The sequence below is a fragment of the Prevotella sp. lc2012 genome, from assembly GCF_900107065.1.
In the GTDB taxonomy this organism is placed as follows: domain Bacteria; phylum Bacteroidota; class Bacteroidia; order Bacteroidales; family Bacteroidaceae; genus Prevotella.
In genome coordinates this window covers 119,719-139,608 of sequence record NZ_FNUF01000002.1, presented here as the reverse complement: position 1 = coordinate 139,608, position 19,890 = coordinate 119,719, and the positions used below count along the sequence as shown (strand labels likewise).

The following is a 19,890-nucleotide window of genomic DNA, read 5'->3' as shown; positions in this document are numbered from 1 at the left end:
AAAAATACATTATCTTTGCCCAAGAAATCATAAACATGCCAATACATATGGATAGGAAGATTCTACTAACTTTCTTCACTTTTTGGACACTTTCAATATCAGCGCAGATGGGGCGGTTGTTTGACGCTAACCACCAGTTGTCGAGCAATTTTACCAGTCAGGTTTACCTTGACAATGACGGCTTCATCTGGTTGGCAACCCGCAATGGCTTGAATAAGTATGACGGCTACCAGTTCCATATCTACAAGAAAGAGAAAGGTGGTGCTTTGGGCATGGCCAGCAATTACGTAAACTGTATTGTTCAAGATCATCAGGGACTATTCTACCTGGGTATGTGGGGTATTCTTCAGACGTATGACGGCAATCGCTTTCAGACGGTAGAGGTAAAGGACCTAGGAGGTAAACATATCGATTGTTTTATTACCTGCTTCCTGAAAAGACGTAATGGTGAAATACTGGTCGGAACGTCAGGCTTTGGCGTGCTGAAGATCGACAACGCCAAGAATGCTCATCAGGTGGGTGGCGCTTTGAAAGGTGTCCATACTGTTGAGCAGATGATGGAGGACAAGAAAGGAAACCTGTGGGTCGTGACCCGTAATCAGGGTCTGATCTGTGATAACGGGAAGTCGTCGCGTGTTTACTTCAAGGATGCTCCGATGAACGCATCTCTCCGTAAAGTCTGCGAAGGTTCTAATGGTATGATTTACCTTGGAACATCGAAGGCAGGCCTGTTCCAGTTGAAAGGCAACGACTTCGTTCGTGTGGAGCAGGTGGGGACAAAGCCTATTGAGGAACTCTATTTTAACCGGAGGGGCGAGTTGTTATTGGGCTATGACGGTGAGGGACTTGGAGTCTATCATCCTCAGACAGGAGTGCTGACTGATAATCCGTATTATAGTACGGAGGTCGATCTGTCGAAGAGCAAGGTTACTTCAATCACGGAGGACCATAGTGGTAATATTTGGCTGGGACTTCTACAAAAGGGACTATACATGCAGTCGGGTGCTTCGATGGGCTTTAACTATATGGGTTATAAACAAGGCTCCCGTAATATGATTGGCTCGGCCTGTGTCATCAGTACCTGTGTTGATAGTCAGAAACGCCTATGGGTTGGAACGGATAAGGATGGCCTTTATTGTTTTAGTAGTGACAGACAACAGGTCAGGCACTACAAAGATAACTTCCCCGCTTCGGTCATGACGATTGCCGAAGACCTTCAAGGGCGAATATGGATTGGCTCATATAACGATGGTGGTGGATGGATTGATCCTCATGGTGGACAGTATCATAAGTACAATTTCCCCTTCCCGGATAATTTCAGTATCTTTGATATTGAGGTTGATAATAAGAACCGTCTATGGATAGGAACTTTGGGAGACGGCATGTTAATGCTGGATCAGCAGACTGGCAAGACCGTCATCTATCCAGTGAAAGGAAATGCGGAAAGTAACAGGAACGTCAACAGTCTGACCAATGCCTATGTCTCGCAACTGTCTATCTCACCAGACCAGAGGCGTATCTATGTGGCAACAACAATGGGTGTCTGTTGTTTGGATGTTGAGAAAGGCAGTTGGCTTAGTACCTTTGGCAAAAACTGTCTGAATTATGGAACACCAGTACGTGTAGCCCGTGAGTTTATGGGAAAACTCTGGATTGGTACAAATGATGGCCTCTGCTGTTACGACCTGGAGAAGAGAACGCTGACGCAGTTTGCGGAGGAAAAAGGACTTGGTGATAATGGTATCGCTTCTATTGAGCAGGATCTGCGTGGAAAACTCTGGGTGGCCACAGACCATGGTCTCTATTGCTATGACCCGAAAACGGAACTCATACAGAGTTATTTTATTGACAACGGACTACAATCCAATGAGTTCTCCGATGGCGCGTCGTGGATGACGAACACGGGAACTTTGTATTTTGGTGGCGTCGGTGGACTCACGTGGTTTAATCCTGTGGATATCGCACAGAGTAAATGGGAGGCGACGGTGCAGTTGACGGGATTCACCATCAATGGTGAGGTCGTTAATAATACGACAAAATCTGGCCGGTTCCATGTGACGGATACGACGGTTATCGCCAGTCGGAATTTTGAGTTAGGTTATCATGATAACTCGTTTGCCATCCAGATGTCGACACTGACCTATGATAATCCCGAGCATATCACATATCTGTATAGTATTAACGGTGAGGCCTTCGTTCGTTTGCAGCCAGGTGTTAATGAGATTACTTTCTCGCATCTGTCACCAGGCACCTATCGCTTCCGTGTGAAGGCAGAACGGAATAATATTGAGACCCCGGAGCGCATGTTCACGGTGGTTGTGCATGCTCCTTGGTACCGATCGGCATGGGCTTGTTTCTTCTACCTGCTTGCGTTGGGAGCAGGAACCTGGTATTATGTTGTTAACCGTCGACGGAAGGAGCAAGATCGGTTACGCTTGCAAGAGCATATCCATGCGGAGGAGTTGGGTGAGGCGAAGTTACGCTTCTTTATGAATATCAGTCATGAGATTCGGACTCCGATGACACTGATTATGACTCCATTGCTGTCTTTGCTGAAAGAGGAAACTGATCTCAGAAAGAAAGGTGTCTATGAGACGATCAAACGAAATGCGGAACGTATTCTCCATCTGATTAACCAGATGATGGATCTGCGTAAGATCGATAAGGGACAGATGCAGATGCGTATGAAGGAAATTAATCTCGTGGGTTTTGTCGGAGATATCTACGCACTTTTTGAGCATCAGGCGAAGGTGAAGGGAATCACCCTGACGTATGAGCATGATACGCCTTCCCTGCCGGTATGGTTAGATCGGCAGAATTTTGACAAGGTGATTATGAATATCCTTTCAAATGCCTTTAAATTCACCCCGACAGGAGGAAAAATAGATATCCGTGTCACGCATGATGAGAAGAATGCAACCATTTCTGTCAGTGACAATGGTGAGAAGATCCCAGACGAGAAGATTGACAAGATTTTCGAGCGATTCTATCAGGTGGCTTCAACAGCCAATGACCGGAATGTGGGAACGGGTATCGGTCTTGATCTGACGCGCTCACTTGTGGAGTTGCATCATGGCACGATCTCTGCACATAATCTAGAACAGGGTTGTGAGTTTATTGTCTCTATTCCATTGGGTAATGCCCACCTGAAACCAGAGGAGATGGATGTGGAGATGGACGACAATATGGCAGAGAGTATTTCTATTGAGATTGAAGATCTGGAACAGATGGATGATGACTCGGCTATTGCTCAGAAGAGCGGTAGGAGACACACGTTGGTGGTGGCGGAAGATGATGATGAGATCCGTGACTATCTTGTCAGTGAACTGAGTCGTGACTATGATGTGTGCGCTTGCACCAATGGTGTGGAAGCATTGAAGGAAGTACTGCGTGTGCGACCTGATCTGGTTCTCAGTGATGTGATGATGCCTGAGATGGATGGAAGCATGCTCTGCTCAAAGTTAAAAGCCAACCCGTCTACGAATATCATGCCTGTTGTGCTTCTGACTGCCAAGAACCGTGATGAGGATCGCTTGGAAGGTCTGGAGACAGGTGCCGATGCCTATATCGTTAAACCGTTCAATATGGATATCCTGCGACGTACCATCATCAACCTGATCAATAGTCATCAGCTTCTCCGTTTGAAGTATGAGCGTAACGATCAGTTAGAGGAGAAACTTGACGAGGTGAAGTTGAAGTCACCGGATGAGAAGTTGCTGGAGCGAGTGATGGCAACGATTAACGCCCGTATTGATGATTCCGACCTAAGTGTAGATATGATTGCCGACGAGGTGGGTATCAGTCGTGTCCACCTGCATCGTAAGATGAAAGAACTGACAGGACAGACTCCTCATGACTTTATCCGTAACATACGTCTGAAGCGAGCCGCTTATCTGCTAGCTAACCAAGGCGTGAACGTCACGGAGGTCATGTATGCCTGTGGCTTCTCTAATTCGGCTTCGTTCTCTACCCTTTTCAAGAAGTTCTATGGTGTTTCACCAAGAGACTACATGAGGGAGCACGGGAACCGTTAATAGTCTTATCTTCTACTTCTTGTAGCTCTTGGGTGACTCTTTCCCAAAGAGGTACTGTGGCTGGTAGCCACCGAAGTCGATGACAATTTTCTCAAAGACAATACCGGGATCCTGTGGGTGTAGTGTAAGGATGTGTGTATCAAGACTGTCATCGAGAGGCAGTTCTACAATCTGTTCTACCACACGACGAGCTACGGTAGGATAGTAGACGGTGTAGATGTTTTCTGGTTTCTCGTTCAGGTTGCTGTTGAAGTTCACACTTACTGGTTGGTTGTTGTCGAAGGATACATCGTAGATGAGACCTCCTTTGTCAAGGAAATCGAGGGTCGACTTGGTGATGATGTGTACCTTGGCAGTCTTTTGTCCTTTGACTTTGAAACGGTAAATCAGTCTCGCCTCGTCGGTGGTTGCTGTATAAGGCATCAGGGCGATACCACTAAGTGTGCGCCCCATGTGGGGAATAACAGTCCACTCAGTACCTTCCATTTGTGTTCTCAGGAAGGTGTGCTCGGCCTCGATGCTGATATAGCCGTCACGTGCGCAGAATGTCGGTCCTTGCTCTGGGCTGGGAACCTCTTTGAGTTTCGGGCATTCGTCGGCAGGGAACCAGTCGTTCCAATCCGTGTAACTGATGTGCTTCTGTGTCATCATTCCATCCCATTTGCCATTAGCGATTTCCTTGTTGTATTGGAGGTTAAGAATGGAGTCGCGTCGGAAAGCCTGACGGCAACGCTCTGCCCAGATGTTGGCATCGGGATCATCCAATGCTGCCAACTGGTAATTCATGGCCTGTGCATAATACATGTCATAGATATTGCCCATGGCTTGCACAGGGAAGAGAATAATCTGGCGGTAGGTGTCACGATATTCGGGTTTGAGAGTGATGAATTGTCGTAATGCACGGGTCTCCAATGCCTGATAGTCGCTCACTACCTGTGCAAACTCATCGGTGGTGTAGGTCGAGGCGTCAAGCATCTCTGAGGTGATGCGGCCGTTATATTTGCTGATAAGGTTCAGAATTGATGCGGCTTCCTCAGCTTGGTCCTCACCGAAACTCTCTACACAGAAATCGCGGGTGTGGTCAAGCAGATTATCTGCTTTATATTTGCTGGGATTCCATGCCATATCCATGAACAACTGGATAGGATACTCCATCGGCTTCAGATCGCCTACGTTCAGAATCCAGAGTTTCTGGATACCGCCATTGTAGGCTAATTGCAACTGTTCCCACATATTCTGTATAGGAGTGACGTTAATCCACTTTGAGTTGCGGGGAGCACCAACATAGTCCACGTGGTAGTAGAGTCCCCAACCGCCTTTACGCTTCTTTTCCTCTGCAGTAGGTAGTCGGCGTACGTTACCCCAGTTGTCATCGCAAAGCAGTACAGTCACGTCATCAGGTACTCGCAGACCAGCATCGTAGTAGTCTTGTACCTCTTTATATAATGCCCATATCTGTGGGGTCTCCTTTGCGGGACGCTTAGTGACCTCCTTAATGATACGACGCTGGTTGTCGATGATTGTCTCCAGTAACTTGGTGTCGGTGCTGTTGCCCATCGCTTCGTCCCCGTCGCCACGCATTCCGATGGTGATGATATCGTCGGTGCCTTTCATGCGCTCAATGCCTTCACGGAAGAATCGGTCGAGGTTCTGTTTATTGGTAGTATAGTTCCATGCGCCCCATCCCTTACGGTCACGTGCGTATTCTTGATGGTTACGTGCCATCGGCTCGTGGTGTGAGGTTCCCATCATAATGCCCATGGCATCGGCGGTTTTCAGGTTTTCCGGATCGTCAGCATAGAAAGCCCAGTTCCACATGGCTGGCCACAAGTAGTTCCCCTTTAGTCGCAGAATCAGTTCAAAGACCTTCTCATAAAAATGGTGATTACCGTAGTCGGTGCCGAATGTGTTCTTTACCCATGAAGTGAGACACGGAGCCTCATCGTTAAGAAACAGGCCGCGGTAGCGCACAGCAGGCTCTCCGTCGGAGTATTCCCCGTCTCTTACATACAGATCATTATGTTTCTCTACAGGAACATCTGCCCAGTAGTACCATGGAGAAACACCGATTTGCCGTGACAATTCGTAGATGCCATATACCGTGCCCCGCTTATCACTACCGGCAATGACAAGCTGACCGTCAATGGTTTTGATGATATATTTCTCAGTCTTCCCTTTAAGATTACGGAGCTGTCCTTGCTTTACCCATTGGTCGATCTTCGAGTGAATGCCAACAGTTCCAATAAGAATGGTTGGTGAATTGGCCTGGAATGAAGCCGTCCTTCCTGTGACCCGTTCAAGGTCTATCGTCAGGTTCTTTGCAGCCAGTTGTACGCAACTATGTTCCCGACCATCTATACCGATGGTCAGGTCTTGTAGGTGTATGGCCCCTTTGATGGGACTATAGGAAATAAATTGCTCAGCAGCCTGTATAGGGAGCGAAAGAATAAGAGCAAGACTGTATACAAGTATTCTTTTCTTTCTTAAACCAGATTTTATCCTTTTCATTATCTTTCGTTATTTTTAGCTGCAAAGATATGGGAAAATAACAAAAAGGATATCTTGATATGTATCAGATGTTTTAAGATTCGTATCAAATCAAAAGAAAGCAGGGGCCGAAACGACCCCTGCTGTGATATCAGAATTCGAGAATCAAACTTTCTCGTGGCCTGAGTTCCAGATTCTTGGAGATATCATACTGTCGGTTGGTTAGGATATCCATTGCCTGAGTCGCCTTGCCGATAGCTTCAGCGTAACGGCTGACATCCATTGTGGCGGGCTTCGATGTGCCATTGAGAACAGTGAGCACCGTCTTGCCTTGGTATTGGCGAGCTATCACATATATGCCGTTGAAGGGGATGAACTGTGTTTGCTTGCCTTTTGAGATGACCTCATTGCCTTGTCGCCAATGAAGCAAACGACTCAGCCATGTGAACATGCTCTGTTCTGCTTTGGAACGTCCTTCCTGCGTAAAGGCATTACGCTCATCGCCAGGGAATCCGCCAGGGAAGTCTTGGCGCACATAGCCGTCTGAGATATTCTTCGTACCGTTCATAAGTATCTCAACGCCATAGTAGAGCTGTGGGATACGGTTCACGGTGAGTAGCAGCGCCAGAGCCTGTTTTAGGGCCAAAGTGTCTTGACCTTCACCCAGGAATCTGTCGGTATCGTGGTTCTCGATAAATGCCATGACACTCGACGGGTTGGGGTAGAGGTAATCGTATACAAACGAACAGTAAAGACGGTTCAGTCCTTTCTCAAAGCCGTCGGTTTCCTCATCCTTTGCCTGACTGAACTTGTTGTAGAAAGAGAAATCCATCACCGTCTTCAAGTAAGAATTAGTCTTGGCGAGTTTCGAGTCTTTCTGCCAGGTGGCTGTATAAGCTGGCTCTGTGACCCATGTCTCGCCTACAGTATTGAAGTTGGGATACTCTTCATTAATTTCTTTCATCCATTGAGCCATGGCATCTGCGTAAGCGTAAGGATAGGTGTCCATGCGGATGCCGTCGATTCCGACGGTCTCTATCCACCACATACTGTTCTGGATAAGGTAGCGCAGGAGGTGTGGATTGTGCTGATTTAAATCTGGCATAGAAGGCACGAACCAACCCTCGGTTGTCTCTTTGAGGTCAACCTCTGAAGCATAGGGATCGACGATTGGCGTCAGCTTGTAGCTGGTCTGCAGGTATTTGTTCTGCTGTTGCTCGTTCAGCCAGTCGGGGGCGTTCAACCAGTCTTTGGAAGGCATGTCCTTGGTCCATGGATGTTCGAAACCACTGTGGTTGAATATCATGTCCATCACAATCTTCAATCCCTTGGCATGAGCCTCGTCGCAAAAACGCTTGTAGTCCTCGTTGGAACCGAAGCGCGGATCTACCTTATAATAATTGGTGGTGGCATAGCCGTGGTAAGTGGAGAAACCATCTTCGCTATCGGGAGAGTCGTTCTCCATAACGGGGGTGAACCAAAGGGCGGTGACACCAAGTTCATTGAAGTAGTCAAGATGCTCACGGATACCGTTCAGATCGCCGCCATGACGGAGCGATGGCTTTGTACGATCTTCAACATAGGAACGCATACCTTTGATCTGTTTTGGATGATTGGCACTCTGTGCAAAACGGTCTGGCATGAGTTGATATAGTACGTCGGCGTTGGAAAATCCCATTCGCTTGTCGCCACTCATTTCACGCTGTTTCAGTTGGTATTGTACCTTTGTCTTGCCAAAGTTGAGTGTCATCGTTCCTGGCTGAGCAGTCTTCAAGTTCATATAGACAAGCAGGTAGTTCGGAGAATCTAAGCGAACAATGCTGTCGATGACTACTCCCGGATAGTCGGTAGTTACACTGGCTACATCACGGATACCTTGACCATAGACCATCAGCTGTACCGTAGGTTTTTTCATTCCTATATACCAATCAGTTGGTTCGATGTGGTCAACTAAGGTCTTCTTAGTTGCCGCCATGGTCATTGTCGTGCTTACAAGTAAGCAGATCGTTATTATTTTCTTCATATTTAGTTGTGAATGATTAATGCAGATTGTGGATCCACGACAGCTTTGTTGCCTTCGATGGTGCTGAGGCCATCCTCACAGATGACTCCGTCGCAGCATACAACACTATATTTGCCTTGTGGAATGGTGATCTCGATAGCGTCTTTATTGGCATTCAGAATGACAATGATGTCACGCCAGTCATCACGTCCAGCGTAGTTCTTAAGACGGTAGGCCACTACGTTCTTTGGTGCTTCCATGAATTCCAGGTGCTTCCTGACCAGATCTGCTGATCCGAGACGGAAGGCAGGGTGGTGCTTGCGTAGAGCAATCAGATCTTTGTAGTAGTTGAATACTTGTGGGTATTTCGCCTTGTTATCCCAGTTTATCTGGTTTACAGAGTCAGGCGACTCAAAAGAGTTATGTACTCTTTTCTTATCACGTAGCATCTCCTCACCACTGAGCATGAAAGGTACACCCTGAGAAGTGAAGACTGCCGTCTGTGCTAACAGGTCCAGACGAATCAGTTCGTCGGTCTGTATGCCAGGGATACTTGTCTGCAGGCGGTCTACAAGACACATGTCATCATGGCAACTGACATACGACATCATCTGTGTCGGTTCTGTGGCCCACGGCTCTTTCGAGTAGTTCACTTTCGACATATCTACTTGTGGATGACTGATGGCACCCACGATACCGAACTTAAGGCTCTCTTCGTTATCTGCTATTCCACCGAGGAAAGCGGCTTTCTTATCGTCGTCGAACGGACCGCGGAGGGCATCGCGGATCTCATCAGAGAAGGCTGCAATGCCAGGCATTTTTGTGATGTTCGCCTTTAAACCAAGTTTTTCCTGCGGATAGGCACACTGACCAGCACTCCATCCCTCACCATAGATGAAGATGGTGGGGTCAATCTCATCCACAGCCTTGCGGATCTCGTTCATGGTCTCAATATCATGGCAGCCCATTAGGTCGAAACGAAGGCCGTCGATATGGTATTCGTTAATCCAATATTTGACGCTCTCAATCATGAACTGACGCATCATCGGCTTATCAGAGGCGGTCTCATTGTTACAACCAGAACCGTTGCTATACTGCCCGTCAGCGGTCTTACGATAGAAATAGTCCGGGTAGGTACGCTGGAAGTTTGAATGTTCGATGTCATAGGTATGGTTATACACCACATCGAGAATGACACGGATGTCAGCTTTGTGGAGGGCTTGTACCATTTGCTTGAACTCACGGATACGCACTTCAGGCTGATAAGGATTGGTAGAGTAGCCGCCCTCGGGTACGTTGTAGTTCACAGGGTCGTAGCCCCAGTTGTACTGCGGAGTGTTGAGGCGCGTCTCATCAACGGAACCATAGTCATAGCTCGGTAAGATATGGATGGCATTCACCCCTAATTGTTTCAGGTGATCGATGGCCCATGGTTCAGTGAGTGCCATGAACTTGCCAGGATACTCGGCGTCGGCACGGTTGATGGAGAAGTCACGATGGTGCATCTCATAGACAACGAGGTCTGCAGGTGACTTGGTGACTGGACGTTTGTCGCAGCACCAATGTTCAGGGTTGGTCTGCTTCATGTCGATGATGGCAGCGCGTTTGCCATTCACACCAACAGCTTTGGCAAAGACACCAGCACACTCGCCGCGTCCTACGTCGAAGGTATAGAACTTACCCATCAGATCACCTTTAACGGTGGCACTGAACTGCTCTTTTCCCGTCTTCTGCATCTTCACGGTCTTGACGGCTTTACCATCCTTTCCTTGTTGGTAGATGCGTAATGTTACCTTTGCGTTGTCGGGCGCAAAGAGTTTAAATGTGGTGGCCTGTGGGGTGTAGGTCATCTCTTGAAAAGCCTGAGCTGCAACCTTATTGGTCAGCATCATAGACAATAGTCCTGCAATAATCAATTTCTTCATTGGTCTTTAATTATGGTTGGCCGTTAATACTATTTGGCAATCAAGGAAACGGCAAAACCGCCACCAGGAGCCTCTTTGAGTTTCAGGATGTCGCCCGCTTTGACCACACGCTTGCTGATGGTGTAAGCCTGCGGATTCGTCTCGTAATGTGCCCCCTTCGCGTCTGCGTAGATGGTACACTCATACTTACGACCTTTATCGAGGAAGTCGAGTTTAATGACAGAGGTGTGACCGTTTTCGTCGCATTTTCCACCGATGAACCAGTTGTCGGTTCCCTTGGCCTTACGGGCTACGGTGATATAGTCGCCTGGTTCTGCTTCCAGATATTTCGAGTCATCCCAGTCGCAAGCCACGTCGCGGATGAACTGGAAGGCATCGTCGAACTTCTCGTAGTTCTCAGGCAGGTCGGCTGCCATCTGAAGTGGGGAATACATCGTCAGATAGAGTGCCAGAGAACCAGCGAGGGTGATACGAGCCCAAGAGGGGTTGTCGCTCCACTCAGAGAGTTTGGTCACGAAGATTCCAGGTGTGTAGTCCATCGGCCCTCCCTGCAGACGAGTGAATGGCAGGATGCAGGTATGGTCAGGGTTTGAACCTCCGAAAGCCTCATACTCTGTACCACGTGCCGACTCGTTGCCTACAAGGTTAGGCCATGTGCGGCAGAGACCAGTAGGACGTGTCGCTTCGTGGGCGTTGATCATGATATGATGCTTGGCAGCCTCCTTTACCACGTAGAGATAGTGGTTGTTCATCGACTGCGAGTAGTGATGGTCGCCGCGTGGGATGATGTCACCCACATAGCCTGTCTTTACTGCGTCGTAGCCGTATTTGTTCATCAGCTCAAATGCTTCCTTGATGTGGCGCTCATAGTTCTGGGAACTAGATGATGTCTCGTGATGCATAAGAATCTTTACGCCTTTAGAGTGAGCATATTCGTTGAGCATCTTGATGTCGAAGTCGGGGTAGGGGGTTACAAAATCGAATACGTCGCGTTTCCACATGTTTGCCCAGTCTTCCCAACCGACATTCCATCCTTCGACCAATACTTCATCAAGCCCGTTCTTGGCAGCAAAGTCGATATAACGCTTCACCTTCTCGTTGTTGGCACCATGACGGCCGTTGGGTTTCACGCTGTTCCAGTCTATCTTGTCGAGCTTGATGCTGGGGAAATCGTCCGTGTAGTTCCATGAGCTCTTGCCGACAATCATCTCCCACCACACACCGCAGTATTTTGTAGGGTGAATCCATGAGGTGTCCTCAATCTTACAAGGCTCGTTCAAGTTTAGGATGAGGTTGTTGGCCAGCATGTCGCGGGCATCGTCGCTCACCATCACCGTGCGCCATGGTGTCTCACAAGGTGTCTGCATGGCACCTTTCAAACCAGTTGCATCAGGCGTGAGATGACTGACAAAGGTGAAAGGTTGTGGCAACGGATAGGCCGAAGGTTTGGGGCTTGGTGTATAGGCATTGCTGCCGCCTCCGAGTTTAGTAGTGAAGGCCTTTGTCTGGTCGTCGACCAGCTCGAGGTGCATCGTCGCGTAGTCCTGACACGCGGCCTCGTGTATGTTGATGTAGAGACCATCCTGTGACTTCATCTGCAGTGAGGTCTGTACGCCTGTCTCTGAGAAGATGGCTACCGAGCTGTTGCTCCAGTTCACCGCTTTCTTCATGCACTCACGGATTTCCGAGAGTCTGGTCTCCTGAGTCTCCTGCTCCTGAGTGTCATAATCGCCAGGCAGCCACCACGCCTTGTGGTCGCCAGCCATGGCAAACTCAGTGCGCTCTTCCTGAATCAGGAAGTAGTTTAGCGCCTGCTGCTGAGGGAACTCATAGCGGAATCCGACACCATCGTCATAGACGCGGAAGCGAATCAGTATTTCGCGCTTAGTGTCGGCCTGCAACAGTGTGGCGGCCAACTCGTTGTAGTGGTTGCGTATGGTGGCAGTCTCGCCCCATACAGGTCTCCATGTCTCGTCGAAGGTTGAGGTCTCCTCCTTGGCAATGCTGAAACCGTCTATGAGGTTGGTCTCATCCATACCCTTCGAGGCATGCTTGTCCTTAGCCAGTTCAAGGCCGAGGTGCGAGGGCTTGATCACCTCACGCCCCTTGTAGGTCATCTCGTAGACAGGACGCCCTGTATTATCCACAGAAAACTTCACCTCAATGTTGCCGTTGGGCGACTTGATGCTTCCTGCCATTGCTATCATCGGCAAGGCGAGCATTACAAATATTAGAATTCTTTTCATTTTCTTCCGCTTTGTATGATTAGTGTACTGATTTCGTTGTTCAGATCATCGGCAGCCAACAGTTGTTCAATGGTCATGTGCATACGATAACGCCAATAGTGACGGGGGTTGGCAGGAATGTTGATTCGCTCGGCATTGGCATCTGGCAGACGACGGTTCTCGTCGATGCTCATCCAGTCCTGGAAGGAGAGTAGGCAGAGCATTGAGGGTGATGTGAGATGCCGACTGACGATATCCTTGGCCAGCCAACCGGGTAGTGGGTGGGGGGCCGCACCGCCACGGTAGAGCATGGAGTTGAAATAATCCTGAGTCTGCCCTTCGTCCTCGTCCCACCACTGGCGAAGTGTCGACATGTCGTGGGTAGAGATTGTGCATACACTACGATAGGGGTTGCGTGATAGGTGGCCAAAGCGTACGGTATTGTCCTTCGGCATTGACTGGATCTCAAGGCTGAGGATGCGTAGCTCGTTCATCACCCAGGGCACGCAGTCGGGTACCATGCCCAGATCCTCTGCACAGACGAGCATTCTGGTGGCTTGTGTCAGTCTGGGCAGTTTCTTCATGGCCTCGGTATACCAGAACTGGTTATTGCGGCGATAGAAATAGTCGTTGTAGAGCTTGTTGAACACAAACTTATCATGATCCCAAAGAGTTTGGTATATGAAGTCGTTCTGCACCCCGATTCTCGGATGGAACTTATCGTTGTTTTTCCGGTCTCTGACGAACAGCACGTCACTGATGAGAGCATAGAGACCATCACGGAGATCCATATCCTCCTTCTCGGTCTTTCCCTTGAAGGCCGCTTCTACCTTACGCTGGGTGTCGAACTCAGGCTTCATCTCCCAGATGTCGTCGTGAGTGTGGTTGAGGAAGGTGTCTTTGACGTACTGTGCTTTCTTGCCGAACATCCTCTCCAGGGTCCAGTCAGCGATAAACGGTTTGGTAAAGAGCTCCTCCTGGAACTGCAGACCATAAGCCTCAATCTCCTCACGGGTCATGCCGAGTGAGGGAGAGAACTGTCCCAGCAGACCGTGAACGGCATCGATGGGAATCTCCCAGATACGGAAGAAGCCAAGTACATGGTCAATACGATAGGCATCGAAATACTCCGACATCTTTCTGAAACGGCGGACCCACCAGGAGCAACCGTCCTCAAGCATCGCATCCCAGTTGTAGGTCGGGAATCCCCAGTTTTGTCCGTTTACGGAAAAAGCGTCGGGGGGTGCTCCGGCCTGACCGTTCAGGTTGAAGTATTTGGGCTCGACCCATGCCTCAACGCCGTCGCGACTGATGCCGATGGGGATATCGCCCTTCAGGATGACTCTCTGTTCACGCGCATGGTGATGAGCAGCATGCATCTGCTGGTCAAGGATAAACTGGACGAAATACCAGAAAGCGACTTGTTTATATAGCTTTGTCGTCGACTTCGACATGGACTCGCGTTCCTTGGCGGGCAGCGTATGATGATCGGGCCACTCTGAGAAGGTGGCTGTGCCATAGAGGTCACGATAATAGCAGAAAGCTGCGTATGGAACAAGCCATTCCTTGTTCTGCTCGAAGAAAGCTTTGAAGGCCGTCGTCTTCATCATCTTGTCACCCTCCTGAGCATAGATCTCACGCAGATATTCCATCTTCGCGTTGTTCACACGCTCATAGTCGATCTGAGGCAGCGCATTCAGTTCCTGGCGCAGCTTCTCAAAATAGGTCTTCCGTTTCCGGTCTTTCAGATCTGGCAACTGTCGGAAGTCTGTGTACTGCGGGTGGAGGGCATAGATGCTGATGCTGTTATAGGGATAGGAGTCCTGCCATGTGTGAGTGATGTTCGTATCATTGATAGGCAGCACCTGAAGGATACGTTGCTTCGTCTTGGCGCACCAGTCGATCATCATCTTCAGGTCGCCAAAGTCGCCAACACCGAAGCTACCCTCACTTCTCAGTGAGAAGATGGGTATCACGGTGCCTGCTCCTTTCCACGGATAGGCCGGGAAATAAGCCTGCGGCAGTTCGTAGACCACCACCTCGCCCATATCCAGATCTGGCATTGTGACGACGCGGTTCATGCCGTTCTCCCACAGCGGCGTCACGTCACTATCCTCGTTGAGGGCGATGAACTTGAACTCAATGGTCTGTGGCAGTTTATCAGCATCAAGACTGATAACCCATTCGTTACTTTCATGTTCTGCCATGGCGATGGCACGCTTGGTATCCCAGTTGCCAAGTGTCTCTCCACTACCGATGATGGCCAGTCGCTCGTTGTTGCGCAACTGCGGTGCACGGACCTTCAGTCTGACGGTCTTGGCATATTCCGTCAGTCGACTCATCTGATGTTTCCTGGCGGCAACGCACTCTGTGAACGCAGAGGAGTACATATAGGAATCTTCCGGTATGTCCAGCCAGTGGTCGTAGATGATATAGCGCGCCCCTTTCTTGGCGGCAAATTCCAGTCGGTGGGGAGCTACCAGCCATTCGTGGCGTATCTGCTGCTCTCCTCTTACGACACTGTAGAAATAGTCGATGTGTGCGCTGGCCTTCACGGCCTTGCTCAGCTCGCATGTCCAGTGAAGACCGTCAACAGTCTTCATCTGATGCTGTTCCGTCTTTCCTGCAGCGATAATGTTCAACATCAGTTCCTCGCCGAAAGTTGTCTGGTACTCAAGATTAAATGCTACTCTCATATTTGTCTTTAGTTATTTTATACGGAATATGTCAACAGTTTCTCTCTTATTCCGGGTCAAAATTACAAAATATTCTGTATCAGTGTTTTATTTGGGCTGAGTTATTGGCCTTGCAAATGCGCAAACGTTTGCATCCGCAAGGCATAGGACTTCCCGATCTGGAACGATGCCGTGCCACCATTCTGAGAGGGTGATGGAAGGTGCCGATCTCTGTGCTATAATTCAGAAAGAACTATGGAGTGTTCTTGTACTCGCTTGGACTGACACCAAACTGTTTCTTGAACAGAGACGAGAAATGGGAGAGGGTACTGAACCCTGTCAGGTCGGCCACTTCAGAGATGGTGTGCCTGCCCTCCTTGATGAGTTGTGCCGCACGGTTCAGTTTGTACATCCGGAAGAAACTGCTGGGTGTCTCACCGGTCAGTCCTTTAATCTTATAGTATAGTTTGGTGCGTGAGATATAAAGCATTTCTGTGATGCGTGTCACGTCAAGTTCAGAGTTGGCCAACTCATCTTCCATGAGTTTGTAGAGTTCGTCCATGAATGCTTTATCTTGTGGCGACAAAGCCTCTTCCACGCCCTTCTCCTCGGTGGTGGTCTTGGTACTGAGGATATGTTGGATGCGAAGTCTGTTGCTGAGCAACGATTTGATCTGTGCCAACAGAACATTGGGATCGAAGGGTTTCGTGACGTAAGCATCAGCACCGGTGTCTAGTCCTTCTATCTGATTCTCCGCCGTAGCCTTGGCTGTTACAAGGATGACAGGGATATGACACAGTTGTAGGTCGTTCTTAATCTCCCGACAGAGGTCGTATCCACTTCTGCCAGGCATGACCACATCGCTGAGTATGATGTCAGGTTCCTTCTCACGGATGGAGCGTAGACTGTCATCAGCGTTGAAATGGCTGATGACATTATAGTGCTGCTGCAACAGGACTTGCAGATAATTGACGACCTCAGAGTCGTCATCGACCACGAGGATGGTCGGACGGTCATCTCTGGTCTCTGCCGTGACGGTATGTTGCTCAGGAACCTGTTCATACGGATAGTCTTGCTCATCCTGTTCTAACGGTCTTTTCTCCGCATCACTGTATGCGTCCTCATGCATCGGCAATAGCAGAGTGAATACGGCACCAGTCTGTCCATTCTTGGCATTGCTAGCGGTGAGTTGTCCGTGGTGAAGTTCTGCCAGTCTACGTGCATAGTAAAGCCCGATGCCTGTTCCCCAGTTGATGGTACCTTTGGTCTGATTGTCCAGTTGGTAGTAACGTTTAAAGATATTCTCCAGTTGATCGTCAGGGATGCCCTTACCTGTATCGGTCACCATGACCTTCAGTTGTTGAGCGTCCGTATCGATCGTGAGGGTCACCTGTCCGCCGCGCGGTGTGAACTTGATGGCGTTCGATAGGAGATTAACAAGAATCTTCTCGACCTTGTCTGCATCCACCCACATCTGCATGGTATCCTCCATACCGATGACCTTGAAGGTAATATCCTTCTCTTTCATGTTGAGAAGGAAGATATCACAGATATGTTGAACGAGAGGAATGACATCCTGCATACTGACGGCGAGTCTTAATGTATCGTTCTCCAGTTTGTTAAAGTCCATCAACTGGTTGACGAGCCGTAGCATCCTTCTTACACTCCGTTGCACGATTAAAAGCATATTACGGTCCTCGCCTTTGAGGTTGCTGCTCTTGGACAACAGGTCTACCGGTCCTTTTATCATTGTCAGGGGGGTACGGAACTCATGGGAGATATTAGCAAAGAAACTCATGTTCATGGCATTGACACGTTTCTCCTGTTCCTTCTCCTGCTCCGCCAGTCGGGCAGCTTCCTTTTCCTGACGGATTCTCCGGCGCAGTCTATAGATAAACCGTACGATGAGCATGAATGCCAATAGGTAGAGCAACCATGCCCACCAGGTGTTTGCTGGTGCTGGATCAACGATCACGCTTATGGTACGTTCGTCGCTGCCGGCCTCATCACTGGCACTGTCGGTGGTGCGCACCCGGAAGGTATAATGTCCGGCGGGAAGATTGGCATAACTGGCCGAGTGACTATTGCCTGCATCGATCCAGTCGTCGTCTATCCCGTCTAACATATAATAATAATGTACGCGCTCGTATTCGCCGAAGTCGAGAGCCGTGAACGAGATGCTGAAACTATTCTCCCTGTGACTCAGATGAATGCTCTGACAACTGTCAAGGACAGCCTCGATGGGACCACCTTCGGCTGGGTGTATGAGTTGGTTGTGTATCTTCAGGTCGCAGAGCCTCAAAGGAATCTTTCTCAGGGTGTCGATGTCGGCAGGATTGAACATGGTGATGCCGTCCGTACTGCCGAAGACCAGACTGCCATTAGGCAGCTGGCATGAGGCGCGGTCGCAGAACTCGTCACCGCCGATGCCGTCGGCCTTGTAGAGTGAGGTGATGCGGCCGGTCTTGGCATCCAGACGGTTCAGTCCTTTCATCGTGCTGATCCAGAGATTACCCTGACGATCTTCCTCGATGCTACCCACGTCGGAACAGGAGAGGCCTGCGATGCGAGTCATGGTATTTGTCTTGGGATTATAACGCAGCAGACCGTTGCTCACGGTACCTATCCATACGTCGCCTCGTGTGTCTTGATGCATGTCGGTGGGTATATATACACTACGACGGATGCACTGTTGCATGTCGGGGATATCAAGTAGCGTCAGTTTTCCCGTCTTGGGATCCATCTTCAGAATCTTCTGGTAGAAGGCGGATATCAGCATGGAGCCATCATTTATCTTTAGCAGTGACGGGATAAAGGTGAAATCCACGTTAAAGACCTGCTTCCGTTCCGGTTCATTGTTACCAGGGTGAAAGGCGAAGATATCCGTTGAACTGGTCGATACCCATACTGTGCCGTCATCGGTCTGCTCGAAATCCATGGTCATGAAGATTGGCCACTGATTAAGTATGTTCAGGCGCTCTCCGTTATAGCGGCATTTCATCACGACATTGCTTGTTGAGAGCCAGAGCAGTCCGTCGCGGTCACAGAAGATATGGGTTACGGTATTGTTCTTCTCACCGGCAGCCAGTCCTTCTATCTCAATCTGCTCAGCCTTCTGGCTACGACAGTGATATACATAGACCCCTTTCAGGAGGGTTGAGATCCAGAGGTTCTCTTGCTGGTCCATCGCTACGGCGAAGACCGACGAGTTCTCGATGACACGGTTCAGGTAGTTGTCACTGCCACCGAACTTCTCCTTGTAATAGTAGTTGGCAAAAAGTCCTTTGTCGTAGGTTCCCATCCAGATGTTCTTGCGAGAGTCTTGGAAGATCTGTGTCACGTAGGCATCGGGTACTGGCACTGAGAATCCCGCATCGCCTTCGCCGGTAAGTGTATGGGTTAGCAGGTTCAGTTCGAAGATGCCGTTGTGCGAGGTGCTCAGCAGAATGGTATTGTTGTTCAAGAGACAAGCAGCCTGAACCACGTTGTTGTGTGCCAGCAGCCTTGTCTCCATCTCCGGACTGAGAGGAATCCTCTGACGTGCCTTTGTGTCGAAGATCATCAGCGTGCCGTTACCCGACGATAGCATCAGCCCGTTTGATAACAGGTCGAAATAGTAGAAGTTCGTCCCGGCAGGATGTCTGAGTTCCATGCGCTGTTTGAAGTCCTCGCCACTGTATATCAGCAGATTCTCCGGTCCGACCAGCAGGATATCGTCGGCGGCATCGATGAAACAGTCGCCCCACGACTGGTTGGTCATCGTCCTGTTGATACGCGACAAGAAGATATGTTGCACCTCGTCGTACATCAGCAGTTCTGTACCGTTGTATACGAAGATACGTCCCCGACTGTCTGTCAACAGTTTACGGGCATTGCAATTGCCCGTCTGCATCGGGATGCGCTCAAAGTTGTCTTTTCTTGTATAGCGACATACACCGTTCACCGTAGCCACCCACAGTCGTCCCTGTTTGTCGCAGAGCAGTCCTTGAACATTGTTGTCGGGCAGCCCCATCGAGTCGTCGGTACAGAAGTACTGGTGATACTCATGACCGTCGTAACGGTTCAGTCCACGGAAGGTGGCTATCCACAGTTGTCCCGTCTTGTCCTCCTCGATACATTGCACCCGACTATTCGATAACTCCTGTGCCACGACAAGACCATGTGCCTCGTCCTTATCCCCTTCAGAGTCTTTCCGCCCTTCCTGATGACAGGCGCCGATGACGATTGCCCCAAGGATACAGATAACAGTCCTACCGATGTCTTTACGATGAATCATAGATTGTATTTTGTTGCAAAGATACAAAAAAATGTGATATGTCACAGAACGTCAGTTGTTCTTTTGAACGAATACGATAGTTTTTGAACGAATAGGAAAACGGCAGAGTTGATTTGAACAAAGAGGATAATCGAAAAACAGAATGAGGAAGTGAGATATGTGCTTTCCTCTTATCTTTGCAGCCGAAAAACGATATAGGGTCGATTACCTAAACATAAATAACGAAACAATTTATTCCTAACAATTAACTCAAAACAATTAAAGAC

The 19,890-nt window shown here is 49.1% G+C and carries 7 protein-coding genes; 1 reads left to right on the top strand and 6 read right to left on the bottom strand.

All coding sequences use genetic code 11. The features are described from left to right. The first annotated feature begins 47 nt into the window (after window positions 1-47). Entirely contained in the window at window positions 48-4,034 is a 3,987-nt protein-coding gene (locus BLU99_RS04740) for a hybrid sensor histidine kinase/response regulator transcription factor (protein WP_091900049.1), read from the top strand. A gap of 12 nt (window positions 4,035-4,046) precedes the next feature. Here BLU99_RS04740 and BLU99_RS04735 read toward each other — a convergent pair whose 3' ends face one another. The 6 genes from BLU99_RS04735 to BLU99_RS04710 all read right to left on the bottom strand — a co-directional run bounded on the left by BLU99_RS04735 (window position 4,047) and on the right by BLU99_RS04710 (window position 19,624). Then, window positions 4,047-6,542: a glycosyl hydrolase 115 family protein gene (locus BLU99_RS04735; protein WP_091900048.1), complete on the bottom strand. Its 2,496-nt coding sequence runs from the start codon at window positions 6,540-6,542 to the stop codon at window positions 4,047-4,049. A 130-nt stretch (window positions 6,543-6,672) separates the two neighbouring features. Next, on the bottom strand, window positions 6,673-8,544 hold the full coding sequence (locus BLU99_RS04730; protein ID WP_091900047.1) for an alpha-amylase family glycosyl hydrolase: 1,872 nt from the start codon (window positions 8,542-8,544) through the stop codon (window positions 6,673-6,675). Between the two features lie 2 nt (window positions 8,545-8,546). Continuing rightward, a complete protein-coding gene (gene pulA / locus BLU99_RS04725) occupies window positions 8,547-10,448 on the bottom strand; it encodes a type I pullulanase (protein ID WP_091900046.1) in 1,902 nt (633 codons plus the stop codon). A 29-nt stretch (window positions 10,449-10,477) separates the two neighbouring features. Beyond that, entirely contained in the window at window positions 10,478-12,694 is a 2,217-nt protein-coding gene (locus tag BLU99_RS04720) for a glycoside hydrolase family 97 protein (protein WP_091900045.1), read from the bottom strand. Further along, entirely contained in the window at window positions 12,691-15,369 is a 2,679-nt protein-coding gene (locus tag BLU99_RS04715; RefSeq protein ID WP_091900044.1) for a 4-alpha-glucanotransferase, read from the bottom strand. Before BLU99_RS04715 ends, BLU99_RS04720 begins: the two co-directional genes overlap by 4 nt. A 232-nt stretch (window positions 15,370-15,601) precedes the next feature. Then, window positions 15,602-19,624, bottom strand: a complete 4,023-nt coding sequence (locus BLU99_RS04710) for a hybrid sensor histidine kinase/response regulator transcription factor (RefSeq protein WP_091900043.1) — start codon at window positions 19,622-19,624, stop codon at window positions 15,602-15,604. Window positions 19,625-19,890: the final 266 nt, after the last annotated feature.